Raw genomic sequence first — 16,198 nt, 5'->3', positions numbered from 1 at the left:
CGATATCAACTCGCCCTGGCAGGAGTCCCACGGAGATCACTGCACCGGAAGCACCTCGATAAGCTCAGTGGCATGTCGGAGACGTACAGCTACCTGGGCCCCTCGGGTACCTTCACCGAAGCCGCGCTCGCCCAGGTGCCCGAAGCACAGGGCAAGGAGTGGCGCTCCGTCAACAACGTGGGCGAGGCGCTCGACGACGTGGTGCAGGGGCGTTCGACCGCCGCCATGATCGCCATCGAGAACTCGATCGAGGGCGGCGTCTCCGCCACCCAGGACGCGCTGGCCAACATCCCGAACCTGCGCATCATCGGCGAGTACCTCGTGCGGGTGCAGTTCGTGCTCGTGGCCCGGCCGGGAACGACGATGGATGACGTGCGGGTCGTGAACGCGCATCCGGTGGCCTACGCGCAGACCCGCAACTGGCTCGACGCCCACCTGCCGACCCACGGGCACATCCCGGCCACCTCGAACGTGGCCGCCGCCCTCTCGCTGTTCGAGAACGACCTCGCGGATGCGGCCGTCGCGCCCCCGCAGATCGTGCAGCACCACCCGCTCGAGGTGCTGGCCGAGAACATCGCCGACAACACGAACGCCGTCACCCGCTTCGTGCTCGTGTCGCGCAAGGCCGCCATCCCCGCGCCCACCGGGGCCGACAAGACGAGCATCATCGCCGAGCTGCCCGAAGACCGCTCCGGCGCCCTGCTCGAACTGCTCGAGCAGTTCTCGACCCGGGGCGTGAACCTCTCGCTGCTCGAATCGCGCCCGATCGGCGACGCCCTCGGCCGCTACCGCTTCGTGATCGACGCCGATGGGCACATCACCGACGAGCGGGTGGCGGATGCCCTGCTCGGCGTGCGCCGGTTCAGCCCGAAGGTCATCTTCCTGGGTTCGTATCCCCGGGCCGATCGGGCCCCGGTCGAATACGTCTCGCGCTACGACGACGACGTGTTCATCGAAGCACGCGACTGGCTGCGCGGCCTCCTCTCGGGAGAGCCCGAGGTCTGACCGGTGAGCGAGCTCGCCGAGCCCGCCGTTCCGCGGGCCGCGGCGACGGTCGTGCTCGTGCGCGACGACCCCTTCGAGGTGCTCATGGTGCAGCGCAACGCGCGAGGCACATTCCCCTCGGCGATTGTGTTCCCCGGGGGCGTGCTCGAGTCATCCGATGCCGACGAGGCGTGGCATCCGCTGCTGCGCGGGGCGGTGGCGTCTGACGCATCCGAACGCGCGTGGCGGATCGCCGCGGTGCGGGAGTGCTTCGAGGAGACGGGCGTGCTGCTGGTGACGGGTGCGTCCGAGCTCGCCGAGGCGCCGGATGCCCGCACTCCCTTCCTCGAGGTGGTGCGCGCCTCGGGCGGGGTGATCGATTTCGACGGCATCGTGCCGTTCGGCCACTGGGTGACACCGATCGACCGGCCCAAGCGGTTCGACACCCGGTTCTTCCTCGCGGCTGCTCCCGCGGGCCAGTCGGCGAGCGCGGATGGCGGCGAGATCGTGGGTCTCGACTGGGTGCGGCCGGGCGAGCTCGCGGCGCGCGTGCTCGCCGGTGAGCCGGGTGCGAACGTGATGTTCCCCACACTCATGAACCTGCTGCGCCTGACGGAGAGCTCGAGCCCGAAGGAGGCTCTGGCAGCCGCACGAGCCCGCCCGCGCTTCGTGGTCGAACCCCGTATCGAGCGCCGCAACGGCGTCCGCTGGAGCCTCATCCCCGTCGAGGCCGACTATCCGTTCACTGAGTACCCGGCCCCCTGACCGCATCGCATTCCGTCGCGGGGTCGCAGAATCTGTCGCGCAAATGCGTGATCGGCGACAAATGCTGCGACCCCGTGGAACGGGGGTCAGGCGCGAGGGCGGTGGGCCAGGTGGCGGATGGCGTTCGTGGGGATGGCCACCCAGTCGGGGCGATTGCGCGCCTCGTAGCTCACCTCGTAGAGGGCTTTGTCGAGCTCGAAGGCGTCGAGCAGGGCCCGCTGATCGCGCAGCGGGAAGCCGGATCGGGTGCTGTAGCCCTCGAGGAAGGCCTCGCGCGCGGTGTGCGCCCAGGCGCTCGCCGCGGCGGCCACCTCGGGCGCCGACCCCGTGAAGGTGCCGGCCACGTAGTCGAAGGAGCGGAGCATGCCGGCCACGTCGCGCAGGGTGACGTCGGGCAGGCTGCGTTCGGCGAGTGGGCGGAGGGGCTCACCCTCGAAGTCGAGGAGCACCCATCCGCGGCCCGGCACCGCCAGCACCTGACCGAGGTGGTAGTCGCCGTGGATGCGCTGGAAGGCGGGCCAGTCGGCCTGCTCGGCGAGCTGGAAGACGGCTTCGACGGCCTCCAGCTCCTCTGCCAGAGCGGGGACGTCGAGAGTGGCCTGTCGCGCTCTCTCCCGCATGCTCGCGAGGATCGCGGCGATCTCGGCCGCCTCGGGCTCCTGCACCGGGAACAGCCGCGAGAGTTCCGAGTGCACCTGCGCCGTGGCCTCGCCGAGCGCCGACGCGAGCACCTCGAACGGCTCCCCCGCCTCGGCGGAGCGCAGGGCGACCCGCCAGGCGTCCTCGACCTCGGGGATGAACTCCTGCGCGAAGGCCAGGTGACCGGATGCCCGCCCCGAGCCCTGCCGCGGGTCGGGCCAGCCGCCCGTCACGTTGCCGATCGCGCGCGGGACGAGTCGGGAGCCCGCATCCGAGAGCGCGGACTGCACCACGACATCGGGGTTCGGCCCGTCGGAGAGGGCGCGGAACACCTTGCAGATCACGGGTTGCGCGGGCTTGCCGTTCGGATGCACGAGGTCGTAGATGATCGAGGTGTTCGACTGCTCGCCGCGGAGCACGTGGGAGTCGGTGACCCGCACGTCCGCGCTGGTGAGCGCGTGGTGCCCCCGGGCCTCCGTGTCGTCGAAGGCATCGCCGACCTCGGACTCGTCGTCCAGCATGAGGCCGAGGAGCGCACGGGTGAAGGCGGGATCGTGGGGTGCGTCGTAGACGTAGACGTTCTTGCCGTCGGTGCTGACCTTCTCGATCAGGGCGCGGTCGCCGCCGAGCAGGGCGGCACCGCGGAAGGTCAAGGGCACCTGGTAGAGCACCGGAGGCGTGACCGATTCATCGAGGATCAGGTGCGTCTCGATGCCCACCTGGTGGCGGTGGTCGACGAGCGACCACATGCCGACGCGGGTGAGAACCGGCTCGGCGGAGGAGGCCTGGAACCAGCGCTGATGCGCCATCCACTCGGCGAGTGCGGGCCTGACCTCGCGGGTCAGGGGGAATCCAACCGCGGCTACGCTCATGCTCGGACCCTACGCCGCGGGCCAGCGACCCGCCAGACCGGGCTCCCTGGGTATTGCCTGGGTCGGGCGGTCAGTCGTCGCTCAGCGCGGCCTTGCCGAGCTTGATGTCTTTGACGCGGCGGTTCTCCGCGCGCACGTCGGCCTGGGTCTTGCGCTCCACCACGAGCCACTCCGGCGGCGCCTTCAGCAGGGCGGTGATCTCCTCGGTGGTGAGCGCATCCGTCACCCCGGCGCGGGCGAGGCCCGAGATCGACACCCCGAGCTTGCGGGCCATCACCTCGCGGGGGTGCGGGCCGTGCAGGCGCAGGTGCACGAGCCACTCCGGCGGCGATTCGAGCAGCTGGTTCAGGGTGGCCCGGGTGACCGGCCCCTCCTGGAACTCCGCGGGCGCGGCGGGCAGGTAGATGCCGAGTTTCTTCGCGGCCGTGGCGGCCTTCATGGTCTGCGGTGTCTTCTCGGGGCTCATCCGCACAGCGTATCCTTTCAACGAACAGGGGAGCAGCATGGCGTTTCGAGTGGCCTTCGCGCCCGGTGTGAATCCGGCCAAATGGTTCGGGCTCTGGAACGAGCGGCAGCCCTCCGTTCCCCTCGAGCCGATGCCCCTCGAATCACTGCCCACCGCCACCGGCGATGCCGTCGAACTCCTGCGCACGGATGCGGCGGATGTCGCCCTCGTGCGGCTCCCCGCGCCGGCCGACGACTTCCGCTCCATCCCGCTCTACACCGAGCAGCCGGTCGTGGTGGTGCCGAAAGACCACGAGGTGAGCCTGGTCGAGCAGATCTCCCTGGCCGAACTCGCCGAACTGGGGCGCATCGATGAGGCCGCGGGGCGGCCGGGCATCCGGCTGCTCGAAGTGGCGTCCGGGGCCACCGGGGGCGCGGATGCCTTCGAGCTGGTGAGCGCGGGCGTCGGGTTCGCGATCGTGCCCAAGGCGGTGGCGCGGCTCTATGGCCGCCGTGACGTGGTGTCGCGCGATCTGGTGGGCGAGGGCGCGGAGGCGTACGAGCAGCGCGTCGCGCTCGTGTGGCCCGCTGACGTGCAGGCCGGGCATCCGGAGGCCTGGACGCTCGTCGACGAGTTCATCGGCATCGTGCGCGGCCGCACCGCGAACAGCACCCGCGGCGTGGAGACCGTCGAGGCCATCGAGGCCGCCAAGAAGCTCAAGCCCACCGCCGTGGCGAAGGCCAAGGCGGCCGAAGCCCGAGCGGCGAAAGCCGCCAAGGGCGGCACCAAGAAGAAGCCCACCCAGCCGGGCCGCACCCGCCCCACCTCGAAGGGCCGCCGCTCCCGCTGAGCCGCTCGCGGGGTCGCACGATTTGTCGTGAAATCGCGCTTCCAGCGACAAATCCTGCGACCCCGCCCGAGGTGGTGAGCGCGGGAGGGGGCGGAGAGGGTCAGGCGTCGAGGGCGCTCGTGGAGGGGTCGAGGGGGCTCGTGGAGGGAACGGATGCTGCGGGCGCGGGCATGCGCACGAGGAGCGCGCCCGCATCCACCCACGTGTGCACGGCCGTGGCCATGCCCCACTCGTCGCCGTCGAGCTGGATCTCCTGCTCGCGCTCGAGCGTGAGCCGGAAGTCGCGCCCCGTGGAGTACGTCACGGAGCGCACGTCGTGGTTGAGGTCGATGATCTTGCGGCCCGCAGCCGAGCGCCGCAGCACGCCGTTCTCGAACGCGAGCTTGTTCCACACCTTGAGCCAGCCGAACGGGCCCTCGGGACGTAACGCGACGATGTCGAGCAGGCCGTCGTCGGGCTTCGCATCCGGGATCAGCAGCAGCCCGCCGGGCAGCAGCCCGCAGTTGCCCACGATCACCGTGTGCGCACTCGTCGCCTTCCACGCACCGTCGTCGACCCGGAACCGCAGCTTCACGGGCTTCAGCTCGGGGAGTGCGCGGCCGATCCCGTCGACGTAGGCGAGCCAGCCCACCCGCTTCTTCAGGGTCTTGTTGGTCTTCGCGATCATCTTGGCGTCGAGACCGAGGCCGGCCATCACGAGGAAGACGCGCTCCTCTTCTTCTGCGCCGTTCTCGCGCGTGACCCGGGTGATCCCGAGGTCGATCGCGCGGTCGTGCCCGCTGAACGCCGTGGCCACGGCCTGGTCGACATTGGTGAGATTGAGGGCGAGGTTGCGGGCCAGCAGGTTGCCCGTGCCCACGGGAAGCAGACCGATCGGGATGCCCGTGCCGCGCAGGCCCTCCGCCACCGAGCGCACGGTGCCGTCTCCGCCCGCCGCCATCACGACCCCGGCGCCATCCGCGATCGCCCGCGCGGTGACGCCGGCACCCGAGTCCTCCACCGTGGTCTCGTACCAGAGACTCGGCTGCCACCCGGCCGCGGCCTCGGCGGCACCCACGATCGCGCGCAGCTTCGCGACGTCGACCTTGATCGGGTTCACCACCACCGCGGCGCGTCGAGGATCGCCCGAGCCACCCGTGCCGGTGCCCGGCACCGCCCCCTGCGCCGCCTCGTCTGCCACGCTCTCACCGTACCTTCTCCGCGAAGCCGCCAGCCCCGGTATTCCGCCGATCGGTCCGGGAGTCGAAGCTAGGATGGATGCCGTGATCGATCCAGTGCTCCTCCGTGAATCGCCCGACCTGGTCAAGAAGTCGCAGCGAGCACGGGGCTCGTCCGTCGAACTCGTCGATGTGGCTCTCGCGGCCGACACCGAGCGGCGGGCCGCCATCCTGGAGTTCGAGAACCTGCGAGCCGAGCAGAACGTGTTCGGCAAGCAGGTGGCCGCCGCGCCGAAAGACGAGAAGAAGGCCCTCGTCGCCCAGGCCCAGGAACTCGCCGGCCGGGTCAAGGCCGCCAGCCAGCGGGCGACGGATGCGGAGAACGCGTTCACCGAGACCGCCCGGCAGATCCAGAACATCGTCATCGACGGCGTTCCCGAGGGTGGCGAGGAGAACTTCGTCACGCTGCGTGAGGTGGGCACGAAGCCCGTCTTCGACTTCGAACCGCGCGATCACGTCGAGCTCGGCGAATCGCTCAAGATGTTCGACCTCGCGCGCGGCGCCAAGGTGTCGGGGGCGCGTTTCTACTTCCTCACCGGCATGGGGGCGCGGCTCGAGCTGGCGCTCATGAACCTGGCACTCGACCGCGCGCTCGCCGCGGGCTTCACTCCGCTCATCACGCCCACGCTGGTGCGCCCCGAGACCATGGACGGCACCGGCTTCCTCGGCGAGCACGCCGACGAGGTGTACTACCTGCCGGCCGACGACCTCTTCCTCACCGGCACCAGCGAGGTGGCGCTCGCCGGCTACCACATGGGCGAGATCCTCGAGCTCGACCCCACGGCACCGGATGCCCCGGGGCTGCGTTACGCCGGATGGTCGACGTGCTACCGCCGCGAAGCCGGCTCGCACGGAAAAGACACCCGCGGCATCCTGCGCGTGCACCAGTTCAACAAGCTGGAGATGTTCAGCTACGTGCTGCCCGAGAACGCCGAGAAGGAGCACGCGGCACTGCTGTCGTACCAGGAGGGCATGCTCACCGACCTCGGCCTCACCTACCGCGTGATCGACGTCGCCGCGGGCGACCTCGGTTCGAGTGCCGCGCGCAAGTTCGACACCGAGGCGTGGGTGCCGTCGCAGCAGACCTACCGCGAGCTCACCTCCACCTCGAACTGCACCACCTACCAGGCGCGACGGCTCGACACCCGCTACCGCACCGAGTCGGGCAAGACGGCGCCGGTCGCCACGCTGAACGGCACCCTCGCCACCACGCGATGGATCGTGGCGCTGCTCGAGACGCATCAGCAGGCGGATGGCACGGTGGTGATCCCCGAGGTGCTGCGGCCCTACCTGGGCGGCCTCGAGCTGATCGAGGCGCCGTGAGCACGGTCGAGGCATCCGGTTCGTCGCCTGCCGCGGAGCCCTGGCTCGTCGCGCTCGACATCGACGGAACGCTGCTGCACGACGACGGCTCGCTGAGCGACATCGTGGGCGCCGAGGTGCGGCGTGCCGTGGCCGACGGCAACGAGGTGATGCTGGCCACGGGTCGTTCGGTGGTGCACACGCTCCCCGTGCTGCAGCTGCTCGGCATCGCACCGCAATTCGTGGTGTGCGCGAACGGGGCCATCACGCTCGTGCGCGATGAGTCGGCGCCGCTCGGCTACCGGCACGACCACATCGAGACGTTCAATCCCGCGGAGGTGCTGAAGCGCATCCGCTCGCACCTGGCCGGGGCCGTGTACGCGGTGGAGGACACCGAGGGGCGGTTCCTCTACACGGAGTCGTTCCCCGACTCGGTGCTGGGGGAGTCGAGTCGCAAGGTCACCTTCGACGAACTGCTGGAGACGGATGCGACGCGCGTGGTCGTGGTGTCGCCCGACCACGACATGGAGGACTTCCTCGCGGTGGTGGAGCGCATGGGCCTGCACCGCGTCTCGTACTCGATCGGCTGGACGGCGTGGCTCGACATCGCGCCCGACGGCGTGAACAAGGCCACGGGGCTCGAGCGGGTGCGGGCCTCTCTCGGCATTCCGCGCACGCGCGTGATGGCGGTGGGCGACGGCCGCAACGACATCGACATGTTCCGCTGGGCGGGCGCCGAGGGGCGTGCGGTGGCGATGGCGCAGGCGCCGTCCGACGTGATCGCCGAGGCCACGGAGGTCACGGCGTCGATCGCCGACGACGGCGTCGCCGCGGTGCTCGCCACTCTCTGACCCGCCCGCGGCGCCCGCGCCGTTCCTGACGGTTCGCGCGGCTCATGCCGGGCGCGAGTCGTCACAGACGGCGCGCCGGATGTCGGCCCTGTAAACTCGTGCGTGGCCGTCGCCTTGCGCGGCGACCGGGAGGGCTGTCCGAGCGGCCGATGGAGCCAGTCTTGAAAACTGGTGGGCAGAAATGTCTCGCGAGTTCGAATCTCGCGCCCTCCGCCCTGCTCTTTCATCGAGGTCGATCGTGCCTTCCCGCGCGAACGAGGGCCCGATCGCGCGGCGCAAGTCAATAATCTCCACAACCCAGCACCTGAGGCGTACACTATTGCGTACAAGGAGGGTCGCATGAAGACCATGTCGTATTCGGAGTCTCGGGCGCACTACGCCGAGACGCTCTCCGCTGTCGTCGACGACCGTGAAGAGGTGGTCATCACGCGTGCCGGACACGAGCCCGTCGTGATCGTGTCGCTCGACGAATACGAATCACTCAAAGAGACCGCCTACTTGCTCCGTAACCCCGAGAACGCCCGCCGTCTGCTCGGGTCCATCGATCGCCTCGAATCCGGAAAAGGTGTCGTGCGCGACCTCGCGGAATGAAGTACGTCTGGGATGAGGCATCCTGGGCCGACTACGAGTGGTGGCAGACCCAGGATCGTAAAGTGCTCGAGCGCATCAACAGGCTCCTCCGTGACATCGCCCGCAATGGCAATGAGGGGATCGGCAAGCCCGAACGTCTCAAGCACGGCTTCCACGGCTATTGGTCGCGGCGCATCACCGATGAGCACCGCCTGGTCTACAAGGTGGAGGCCGACGAGATCCGCATCGCCGGCTGCCGCTACCACTACGGCACCTGACGGCGTGACCACGGTGTGGCGATCCGCTGCCCCACGTGAAGTAGCGGGGCCGCCGACGCCACCTGCACCGAGATGGCGAATGGCTCGGCGAGCTCGTTCGCGGTGGCCGGTGCGCGGCTGGGGCGCCCGATGGCCAGGGACCACCGTCAACCCCCTTGCGTTTGGGACTCTCAGTTTCATACGTCATCATGGAAGGTCCGTTTGCTCCCGACCCCGAAGAACGCCTGCCCATGACCCACCCGATCGCCCGACACGGTCGGCAGAAGAGCCCGAGGCCCCTTGCCCTCGTGGCGCGCTTCGCGCTCGTCGCCGCCGCGGTCGTCGGCGTCTCCGGGGCCGCCTTCGCCGGGTTCGCCACCTGGAGCGTCACGAGCGACGTGCAGACGGTCGCCCTCGCCGGCGAGACCGTGGGTGAGCTGCCCCAGATCTCGGCCATCGACGGCGGCGTGAACCTCCTCCTCGTGGGCAGCGACTCCCGTCAGGGCCAGGGCGACGCCTACGGCGAGACCGAGGGCAACCTCAACGACGTGACGATGCTGCTGCACATCGCGCAGGACCACTCGAGCGCGACGGTGGTGAGCTTCCCCCGCGACATGGTGGTGCCCATCCCCTCCTGTCCCGATCCCGACGGCGGCAGCTTCGACGCGATGAGCGCCCAGCCCATCAACGTCACCCTCTCCTACGGCGGCCTGCCCTGCACCGTGCTCACGGTCGAGGCGCTCACGGGGCTCAGCATCCCGTTCGCCGCCGAGGTGCAGTTCAACGGTGTGATCGAGATGTCGAACGCCGTGGGCGGTGTGCCCGTCTGCGTGGTCGACCCGATCAGCGACGAGTACACCGGTCTCTCACTCGAGCCCGGCACCCACACGCTGCAGGGGGCGGATGCGCTGGCGTTCCTCCGTACCCGCCACGGCGTCGGCGACGGCAGCGACCTCGGTCGCATCTCCTCGCAGCAGGTCTTCCTCTCGTCTCTCGTGCGCACGATGAAGTCGAGCGCCACACTCTCCGACTTCGGCAAGCTCTACGGCATCGCCCGTGCGGCTGCGTCGAACATGGTGCTCTCGCAGAGCCTCGCCTCGCCCGACACCCTCGTCTCCATCGCCCTCGCGTTGAAGGACATCGACCTCGACAAGGTCACGTTCGTGGCCTATCCGGGCACCACCGGCGGCGAGGGCGTCTATGCCGGCAAGGTGCAGCCGCTGACGGATGACGCCGACGTGCTCTTCGCCGCGATCGCCGCCGACCAGCCCGTGATCACGGCCGATCCGGCCAACACCGGTGTGGGTGCCGTGGTCGACCCGAACGCGCCGGCGACGGCGGCTCCTGCGGATTCCACGGCGGCGGATGCGGCGGATGCGTCCGCGGCGGCTCCCGCAACCCCCGCCGACCCCAGTACTGGGGCCGCGGACACGAGCGCGAATGCCGCCACGACGGCCACCGCCCTGCCACAATCGATCACGGGGCAAACCGCAGCCGAGTACACCTGCTCGAAGGGGAACGACTATTAGCCGGAGGATCGACGACTCGACCACTGTCGCGCGCCATGGGCGGCAGAAGTCCTCTCATCCGATCCGTGCGGTCGCCACCGTGCTCCTCGCCTCGCTCGCCGTCGTGCTCGTGAGCGGCGTCTCGATCGCGGCCTACGCCGCCTGGGACGTCACGAGCTCCATCACCACGGTCACCCTCGCCTCCGATGACGAGGCTGCAGTGGCCCAGGCCGCGGGGGCGGCACCTCCGCCCGAGATCTCGGCGATCGACGGCGGCGTGAACCTGCTGCTGGTCGGCAGCGACTCCCGCGCCGGCCAGGGCGACGCCTACGGTGACGACGAGGGCGGTGCCCTCAATGACGTGACGATGCTGTTGCACATCGGGCAGGACCACTCGAGCGCCACCGTGGTGAGCTTTCCGCGTGACCTCGTGGTCGACATCCCGGACTGTCCCGACGGCGGCGGCTACACGGCCCCGATCAACGAGTCGCTCTCGCAGGGCGGGCTCGCCTGCACCGTGTTGACGGTCGAGAGCCTGTCGGGGCTCAGCATCCCGTTCGCGGCGGAGATCCAGTTCAACGGCGTGATCGAGATGTCGAACGCGGTGGGTGGAGTGCCCGTCTGCGTCACCGATCCCATCGACGACGAGTACACGGGCATCCACATGGCCACCGGCACCCACGTGCTCTCCGGGGCGGATGCGCTCGGCTTCCTGCGCACCCGGCACGGCGTCGGCGACGGCAGCGACATCGGTCGCATCTCGTCGCAGCAGGTCTTCCTCTCGTCGCTGGTGCGAACCATCAAGAGCGACTCCACGCTCACCGACTTCGGCAAGCTCTATGGACTCGCGAAGGCGGCGGCCAGCAACATGACGCTCTCGCAGCGGCTGGCGTCGCCCGACACCATGGTGTCGATCGCGCTCTCGCTGAAGGGCATGGACCTGTCGAAGGTCACGTTCGTTGCGTATCCCTCCTACTCGGCCAGTTGGGTGCCCGCGGGCAAGGTGGCGCCCGATACCGAGTCGGCCGACATCCTGTTCGCGGCGATCCAGGCGGATCAGCCGGTGGCCGTGGCGGCACCCGGCGGGATCGCGTCGGTGGTCGATCCGAATGCCCCGGTGACGAGTTCGCCGTCGGCCACCGCGACTCCGGCTCCGGCCGATCCGAGTGCGCCCGCCGATCCGACGGCGACGGATGCTGCCGCCCCGGTCGAGGTGGCCCCGGGTGAGGTCAACGCCGCCGGAGCGACCGTGCTGCCGTCGACCGTGAAAGGGCAGACCGCGGCCGACTACACCTGCTCGGTCGGCAACGACTGAGGAGCGGATGCTCGTGACCGCGTCGTCGTCGCCTGATCTGCTCTGGGCCGGGCCCTCCGGAGCTCCCGTCCTGGTTCTCGTCCACGGTGCGGGAGCGGCGATGGACTCGGTGTGGATGAACCGGATGTGCGAGCTGCTCGGGGAGCGGGGCATCCGCACAGCCCGTTTCGAGTTCGCGTACATGGCGGCCCGCCGGTCGGGCGCGCGCAAGCCGCCGCCTCGCGCGGAGACGCTTCTCGGCGAGTACCGCACGGCGGTGGCGGCGGTGCGCGCTGCTCTCGCCGCGGAGGGGGAGGTCGCGCCGACGAGCCCGGTCGCAGCGCTCGACACCGGTGCGTCGCGCCAGGTGACCGGTGCGGATGCCCCTCCCGTCGCGATCGGGGGCAAATCGATGGGGGGCCGGGTCGCCAGCATGGTCACCGATGAGCTCTTCGACGCCGGCGCGGTGAGTGCGCTGGTGTGCTTCGGCTACCCCTTCCATCCGCCGGGCGCCCCCGAGAAGCTCCGCACTGCGCACCTCGAGTCGCTGCGCACGCCGGCCCTCATCCTGCAGGGCACGCGTGACCCGTTCGGTACCCGGGAGCAGGTGCCCGGTTATCCGCTCGCCACGGGCATCCGAGTCTCCTGGCTCGAGGACGGCGAGCACGAGTTCAAGCCCCGCGTGAAGCTCTCGGGCTTCACCCACGACGAGCATCTGTCGACGGCGGCCGCGGAGGCCGCAGCCTTTGTCAGCAAGACCGCAGCGCCTCGGTTATGATGGCGGAGGCGAAAGCCAAGGAGACGTCGCATAGTTCGGCCTAGTGCACCACCCTGCTAAGGTGGAGAACCCTTTATTGGGTTCCGTGGGTTCAAATCCCACCGTCTCCGCACAGGTCCTCCCTCGGGCAGACGCACCGTCGCCGCCCGCTGAACAGCGCTAGCGCGAACCTCGGCCCATCGAGAGATGGCGGGCGAAGAAGCGGTCCGCATCGTCGCCGGCGTGCGGCGGAACGCCCGTGTGGCCACCCAGACTGGCGTAGAGGGTCTTCTCCGTCGATCCGAAGGCGTCGAACAGATCGAGCGCCATCGCGCGGTCGTTTCCCTCGTCATCCCATTGCAGGAGGACGTGCAGCGGGATCGTCACCTGCCGCGCCTCCTCCCTGGTCGCGCGCGGCACGTAACTGCCGGCGAACAGGCCGGCCGCGACGATCCGGGGTTCGATTGCGGCCAGACGCACTCCGATCGCGATCACCCCACCGGAGAATCCGACCCGCTCGCCGATCTCAGGACGGGCGAGTACCTCGTCGAGCGTGGTCTGCCACTCGGGCGCGGCCTGGTCGACGAGCGGGAGGATCAACCGGTCGATGACGTCGTCATCCGGCTGTTCTCCCGCGGAGATCGCACGGGCGAGGTCCGATCGGGCCTGCTCTGCACCGGGGAGTGGTGTTCGGCCACCTGCTCCGGGCATCTCGATGGAGACCGCCGCGAACCCCTGCGCACTGGCGCTGCGTGCACGCACGGCGAGGCGGGGATACATCCGTCTCATCCCCATCCCGCCCGGTTGTCCCATCAGGATGAGGGGGACCGGGGTGGCCGGGGATGCGGCCGGTGGCGTCCACAGGATGCCGGAGATGTCGCCGATGGTGAATTCGCGCTCGGTGACGCGGGTGTCGAGGTTCCGTTCAGACGTGACGTGCATGGTCGTGCCTTTCGCTCAGGTCACCCTTCCTTCGGAAGGGAGGCTGCAATCCCGATTGTGGTCGCGGCGGGCCCGGGCGCTGGAATCGGCCGGTGGCGACGAGCTCGGTCACGAGTGCGATCGGCACGATCCATCCACTCCAGCCGAGTACGGTCGCCTGCGTGGTGTCGAGATCACGATGGCGGGCACAGCTCCGAGCGGGAGGAGTTTCGGCAGCAGCCAGCCCCGCCAGCCGAGTTCTTCTCCGAGCGCTGGAATCAGGTTGATGAACGCCGCGGAGGGCAGGATGACGAGCTGGATGGCGACGAGCGCTCCGACAGGGATGGGCACCTCGCCCACTCCGGCAGCGCGCGCCTGCTCGTTGACGTACTCGTCGAACCCCGAGAAGTTCACGAAGTCGGCGGGGTACACGCCGAACAGTGCCCCCACCGGCAGGGCGACGAGAACGAGCGCGAGAGGAACGAAGATGCCCAGGGCGGCGAATCCGATCAGCCGTCGCACCGGCTTCAACGGCCACAACCCGAGGGTTCGTGCCCTCTGCGTCGGCCGGTCGACGACGAACACCACGATCAGGGCAGCGGCGGCGGGAGTCGCCATGGTGGCCACGGCGATGAGGGGGAAGAGCGGACTGGCGAGTCCGTCGCCGAGCCAGAGGGGGACCGCGAGAAGCCAGGCGAGGCCGAACGCGATCGCCACGTACGCGGCGATAGAGCGGATGTCGCGCCGGCTCACGCGGGCCGGGGTGCGCGCATCCGTGCCGCTGTTCGCCACCGTGGTCTCGATGGTCATGGCGCCGGCTCCGTGAGGATGTGGAGGCCTGCGATGGTGCGGTCGTCGCGGAACGCGATGCGGGCCGTGTAGTCGCCCGCCTCCATCGAGAGCGGCGTGTTGGTGATCGTCAGGTCGCCGGCTCGCGTCACCACGGGTTCGCCCTGCCCTTCGAACGCGCCAGAGGTTCCCACGATCTGTGCCCACGCGGCGGCCAGCGCCTCCTCGGAGAGTGAGTTGCGCATCATCGGATCGAACTGTTCGGTGATGGCTTGCCAGCGCCCTGCCGCGAGATCGTCGACGATCGTGCGGGCCAGCTCGGTGGCGCCGGCAAGGGGTGTGGTGTTCATGGGTTCTCCTGTTCGTGGGTCGATCGGCTTGCCGTAGCGCTGGAATGCGGCCTGACGGCTCACGCCCAAGGCGTCGCCGATCGTCTGCCACGTCACGCCGCGCTCTCGCGCCTGCTGCACCACAGCGCGTACGACATCATCTGCGGCCGCCTGGATTCTGAGCGCATGTCCGATCGCGCTGGAGGAGTCGTCGCCCTGGGTCAGCATCCCCGACTCCTCGTCGGCGGCCATGAGGAGCGCTGTGTGCCCAGGCGGTATGCTGATGGCACCGGAAGTAAAAGCGTGGGCCGTCAGCCCCGTTCACACGCCGCTCACCGAGCAGCCACTTCTCCCTAGATGGAGGACGTGGCATGGGCCTGAACAACGAGCGAGCACGCAGAACCGATGAGGCGCAGACCTCTCGAGCGCGGCACCGTCCGCAGACGCTGAAAGCCGCGGGGGTGGCCCTCGCCGGCCTCTCGGCGGTGTTCCTGCTCGAGATGCTCGACAACTCGATCCTCAACGTCGCGCTCCCCACGATCGGGCGTGAACTCGACGCCTCGACCACGGAGTTGCAGTGGGTCACGGGTGCCTACGCGGTCGTCTTCGGTGGACTCATGCTGCTGTTCAGCGCGATCGCAGACCGGTTCGGTCGGCGCCGCGTGATGCTGGTGGGCCTCACACTGCTCGCCCTCGCCAGCGCCTCCACGGCTCTCGTCACCACACCCGAGCAGCTCATCGCCGTGCGCGCCGTGGTGGGCATCGCCGCCGCGATGACCACCCCCGGCTCCCTGGCGCTGGCCTTCCGGCTCTTCGATGAGGAGTCCCTGCGCGTTCGGGCGCTCACGCTCATCTCCACGGTGGGCCTCGTGGGGTTGGCCGTCGGACCGACGGTGGGCGGCTTCATCCTCGCGTTCGCACCGTGGCAGGTGCTGCTCCTCATCAACGTGCCCATCGCGATCCTCGCCTTCATCGGCATCCGCGTGGGCGTCGCGAACGACCTCCCCGAGGAGCTGCATCGCGACCCCCTCGACGTTCCAGGGGCGCTCCTCGGCACGGCCACCATCGTTCTGACGCTCGTGGCTCCGACCCTGTTCGTCGACGAAGGAATCGGGTCCTGGACTCCCTGGGCTGCGAGTGCCGGCGCCGTGGGGGCGGCCGCCCTCTTCGTCGTCCGCGAACGCACCGCGCGCTACCCGCTCCTGGACCTCGAACTCGTGGCGCTTCCCCTCGTCTCGAGCGGCCTCGCCTACAAGGCCGCTTCCGGTCTCGCGATCGCGGGCCTCGGCTACATGGTCACCCTGCAACTGCAGTTCGCGTGGGGATGGCCGCCCGCGCTGGCATCGATCGGAATGCTCCCTCAGGTCATCGTGCTGTTGTTCGGCGGCCGTCTCGTGGGTCCGTTCCTGCGCGTGGTGGGGATGAATCGTGCCGCCTGGATGAGCGCGGCGGCGGTTGTGCTCGGCCTCGCCGTCTTCGCCGTGGGGAGCCGCTTCGGGTACGTCTGGATCGCGTTCGCCCTCGTCCTCGTGGCTGCAGGGATGCGGATCGTCGGCGTCGTCGCCGGCACCAACGTCATGACGGGGCTGCCCGAGAACCGCACCACCATCGGTGCCGCCCTGGTCGACACCTCGAGTCAGGTCGCCACGGGAGTCGGGATCGCCGTCACCGGCACCATCCTCGCCGCGCTCTTCACGGGCGACATCTCGTCGTCCGCCTGGAGTGCCGACCAGGCCGCCAGCTTCCAGACCGGAGTCACGGTCGCGGGATTCGCCGTCACCGCCCTGGCCGCCGTCCTCGTGCTGTTCGGGATGCTCCGAGCCCGATCAGGTCGCGGCGCCCTCTAGA

General features: G+C 69.6%; 17 protein-coding genes and 2 tRNA genes. 13 read left to right on the top strand and 6 right to left on the bottom strand.

The window, feature by feature from the left end:
* Positions 1–72: 72 nt before the first annotated feature.
* Both pheA and EPO52_RS08620 read left to right on the top strand, forming a co-directional pair.
* The gene (gene pheA / locus EPO52_RS08625; RefSeq protein WP_290804751.1) at positions 73–1,005 is read left to right on the top strand and encodes a prephenate dehydratase; all 933 of its coding nucleotides are present in this window, start codon (positions 73–75) and stop codon (positions 1,003–1,005) included.
* A 3-nt stretch (positions 1,006–1,008) separates the two neighbouring features.
* Positions 1,009–1,749: an NUDIX hydrolase gene (locus EPO52_RS08620; protein WP_290804748.1), complete on the top strand. Its 741-nt coding sequence runs from the start codon at positions 1,009–1,011 to the stop codon at positions 1,747–1,749.
* An 86-nt stretch (positions 1,750–1,835) separates the two neighbouring features.
* Here EPO52_RS08620 and EPO52_RS08615 read toward each other — a convergent pair whose 3' ends face one another.
* Both EPO52_RS08615 and EPO52_RS08610 read right to left on the bottom strand, forming a co-directional pair.
* The gene (locus EPO52_RS08615; RefSeq protein WP_290804745.1) at positions 1,836–3,260 is read right to left on the bottom strand and encodes a phosphotransferase; all 1,425 of its coding nucleotides are present in this window, start codon (positions 3,258–3,260) and stop codon (positions 1,836–1,838) included.
* 70 nt (positions 3,261–3,330) lie between these two features.
* Positions 3,331–3,726 (bottom strand): DUF5997 family protein, encoded by a 396-nt coding sequence (locus tag EPO52_RS08610; RefSeq protein ID WP_290804743.1) that lies wholly within the window; start codon positions 3,724–3,726, stop codon positions 3,331–3,333.
* Between the two features lie 37 nt (positions 3,727–3,763).
* Here EPO52_RS08610 and EPO52_RS08605 point away from each other — a divergent pair, with 37 nt between their 5' ends.
* Positions 3,764–4,555, top strand: a complete 792-nt coding sequence (locus EPO52_RS08605) for a LysR family transcriptional regulator substrate-binding protein (protein ID WP_290804740.1) — start codon at positions 3,764–3,766, stop codon at positions 4,553–4,555.
* 100 nt (positions 4,556–4,655) lie between these two features.
* Here the strand turns inward: EPO52_RS08605 and EPO52_RS08600 are convergent, their stop codons facing one another.
* Positions 4,656–5,735 (bottom strand): diacylglycerol kinase family protein, encoded by a 1,080-nt coding sequence (locus EPO52_RS08600; protein ID WP_290804737.1) that lies wholly within the window; start codon positions 5,733–5,735, stop codon positions 4,656–4,658.
* Positions 5,736–5,817: 82 nt separating this feature from the next.
* Between EPO52_RS08600 and serS the strand changes: the two genes are divergently transcribed.
* The 9 genes from serS to EPO52_RS08555 all read left to right on the top strand — a co-directional run bounded on the left by serS (position 5,818) and on the right by EPO52_RS08555 (position 12,442).
* Positions 5,818–7,095: a serine--tRNA ligase gene (gene serS / locus EPO52_RS08595; protein ID WP_290804734.1), complete on the top strand. Its 1,278-nt coding sequence runs from the start codon at positions 5,818–5,820 to the stop codon at positions 7,093–7,095.
* Positions 7,092–7,925 carry an HAD-IIB family hydrolase gene (locus EPO52_RS08590; protein WP_290804731.1) on the top strand — a complete coding sequence of 278 codons (834 nt, stop codon included), beginning with the start codon at positions 7,092–7,094 and terminating at the stop codon, positions 7,923–7,925. Before serS ends, EPO52_RS08590 begins: the two co-directional genes overlap by 4 nt.
* A gap of 128 nt (positions 7,926–8,053) precedes the next feature.
* A tRNA-Ser gene (locus EPO52_RS08585) sits at positions 8,054–8,138 on the top strand.
* A 126-nt stretch (positions 8,139–8,264) separates the two neighbouring features.
* Positions 8,265–8,516 (top strand): type II toxin-antitoxin system prevent-host-death family antitoxin, encoded by a 252-nt coding sequence (locus EPO52_RS08580; protein WP_290804728.1) that lies wholly within the window; start codon positions 8,265–8,267, stop codon positions 8,514–8,516.
* Entirely contained in the window at positions 8,513–8,773 is a 261-nt protein-coding gene (locus EPO52_RS08575; RefSeq protein ID WP_290804725.1) for a Txe/YoeB family addiction module toxin, read from the top strand. The genes EPO52_RS08580 and EPO52_RS08575 overlap by 4 nt, the downstream gene beginning before the upstream one ends.
* A gap of 188 nt (positions 8,774–8,961) precedes the next feature.
* Positions 8,962–10,281 carry an LCP family protein gene (locus EPO52_RS08570; RefSeq protein WP_290804723.1) on the top strand — a complete coding sequence of 440 codons (1,320 nt, stop codon included), beginning with the start codon at positions 8,962–8,964 and terminating at the stop codon, positions 10,279–10,281.
* A 79-nt stretch (positions 10,282–10,360) separates the two neighbouring features.
* Positions 10,361–11,575: an LCP family protein gene (locus EPO52_RS08565; RefSeq protein WP_290804721.1), complete on the top strand. Its 1,215-nt coding sequence runs from the start codon at positions 10,361–10,363 to the stop codon at positions 11,573–11,575.
* A gap of 13 nt (positions 11,576–11,588) precedes the next feature.
* Positions 11,589–12,332 carry an alpha/beta family hydrolase gene (locus tag EPO52_RS08560; protein WP_290804718.1) on the top strand — a complete coding sequence of 248 codons (744 nt, stop codon included), beginning with the start codon at positions 11,589–11,591 and terminating at the stop codon, positions 12,330–12,332.
* 19 nt (positions 12,333–12,351) lie between these two features.
* A tRNA-Ser gene (locus tag EPO52_RS08555) sits at positions 12,352–12,442 on the top strand.
* Between the two features lie 49 nt (positions 12,443–12,491).
* On the opposite strand, the gene EPO52_RS08550 is transcribed toward EPO52_RS08555, so the two are convergent.
* The 3 genes from EPO52_RS08550 to EPO52_RS08540 all read right to left on the bottom strand — a co-directional run bounded on the left by EPO52_RS08550 (position 12,492) and on the right by EPO52_RS08540 (position 14,602).
* Positions 12,492–13,253 (bottom strand): alpha/beta hydrolase, encoded by a 762-nt coding sequence (locus EPO52_RS08550; RefSeq protein WP_290804688.1) that lies wholly within the window; start codon positions 13,251–13,253, stop codon positions 12,492–12,494.
* 108 nt (positions 13,254–13,361) lie between these two features.
* Positions 13,362–14,042, bottom strand: a complete 681-nt coding sequence (locus EPO52_RS08545) for a CPBP family glutamic-type intramembrane protease (RefSeq protein ID WP_290804685.1) — start codon at positions 14,040–14,042, stop codon at positions 13,362–13,364.
* Positions 14,039–14,602, bottom strand: coding sequence for a DUF3887 domain-containing protein (locus EPO52_RS08540; protein ID WP_290804682.1), 564 nt, complete (start codon positions 14,600–14,602; stop codon positions 14,039–14,041). Before EPO52_RS08540 ends, EPO52_RS08545 begins: the two co-directional genes overlap by 4 nt.
* Before the next feature lie 119 nt (positions 14,603–14,721).
* Between EPO52_RS08540 and EPO52_RS08535 the strand changes: the two genes are divergently transcribed.
* Positions 14,722–16,197, top strand: coding sequence for an MFS transporter (locus EPO52_RS08535; RefSeq protein WP_290804680.1), 1,476 nt, complete (start codon positions 14,722–14,724; stop codon positions 16,195–16,197).
* Position 16,198 lies beyond the last annotated feature (1 nt).

Origin of the sequence: Herbiconiux sp., assembly GCF_004297105.1 — a bacterium.
GTDB lineage: Bacteria > Actinomycetota > Actinomycetes > Actinomycetales > Microbacteriaceae > Herbiconiux.
Note: the sequence above shows the minus strand (reverse complement) of the source record. Positions and strands in the feature narration are given on the sequence as shown.

Coding starts and splice junctions, on each gene's coding strand:
- EPO52_RS08550 (WP_290804688.1), bottom strand. CDS start 13,253: ATGCACGTCACGTCTGAACGGAACCTCGACACCCGCGTCACCGAGCGC.
- EPO52_RS08570 (WP_290804723.1), top strand. CDS start 8,962: ATGGAAGGTCCGTTTGCTCCCGACCCCGAAGAACGCCTGCCCATGACC.
- EPO52_RS08610 (WP_290804743.1), bottom strand. CDS start 3,726: ATGAGCCCCGAGAAGACACCGCAGACCATGAAGGCCGCCACGGCCGCG.
- EPO52_RS08540 (WP_290804682.1), bottom strand. CDS start 14,602: ATGGCCGCCGACGAGGAGTCGGGGATGCTGACCCAGGGCGACGACTCC.
- EPO52_RS08545 (WP_290804685.1), bottom strand. CDS start 14,042: ATGACCATCGAGACCACGGTGGCGAACAGCGGCACGGATGCGCGCACC.
- EPO52_RS08605 (WP_290804740.1), top strand. CDS start 3,764: ATGGCGTTTCGAGTGGCCTTCGCGCCCGGTGTGAATCCGGCCAAATGG.
- EPO52_RS08580 (WP_290804728.1), top strand. CDS start 8,265: ATGAAGACCATGTCGTATTCGGAGTCTCGGGCGCACTACGCCGAGACG.
- EPO52_RS08575 (WP_290804725.1), top strand. CDS start 8,513: ATGAAGTACGTCTGGGATGAGGCATCCTGGGCCGACTACGAGTGGTGG.
- EPO52_RS08535 (WP_290804680.1), top strand. CDS start 14,722: ATGGGCCTGAACAACGAGCGAGCACGCAGAACCGATGAGGCGCAGACC.
- EPO52_RS08615 (WP_290804745.1), bottom strand. CDS start 3,260: ATGAGCGTAGCCGCGGTTGGATTCCCCCTGACCCGCGAGGTCAGGCCC.
- pheA (WP_290804751.1), top strand. CDS start 73: ATGTCGGAGACGTACAGCTACCTGGGCCCCTCGGGTACCTTCACCGAA.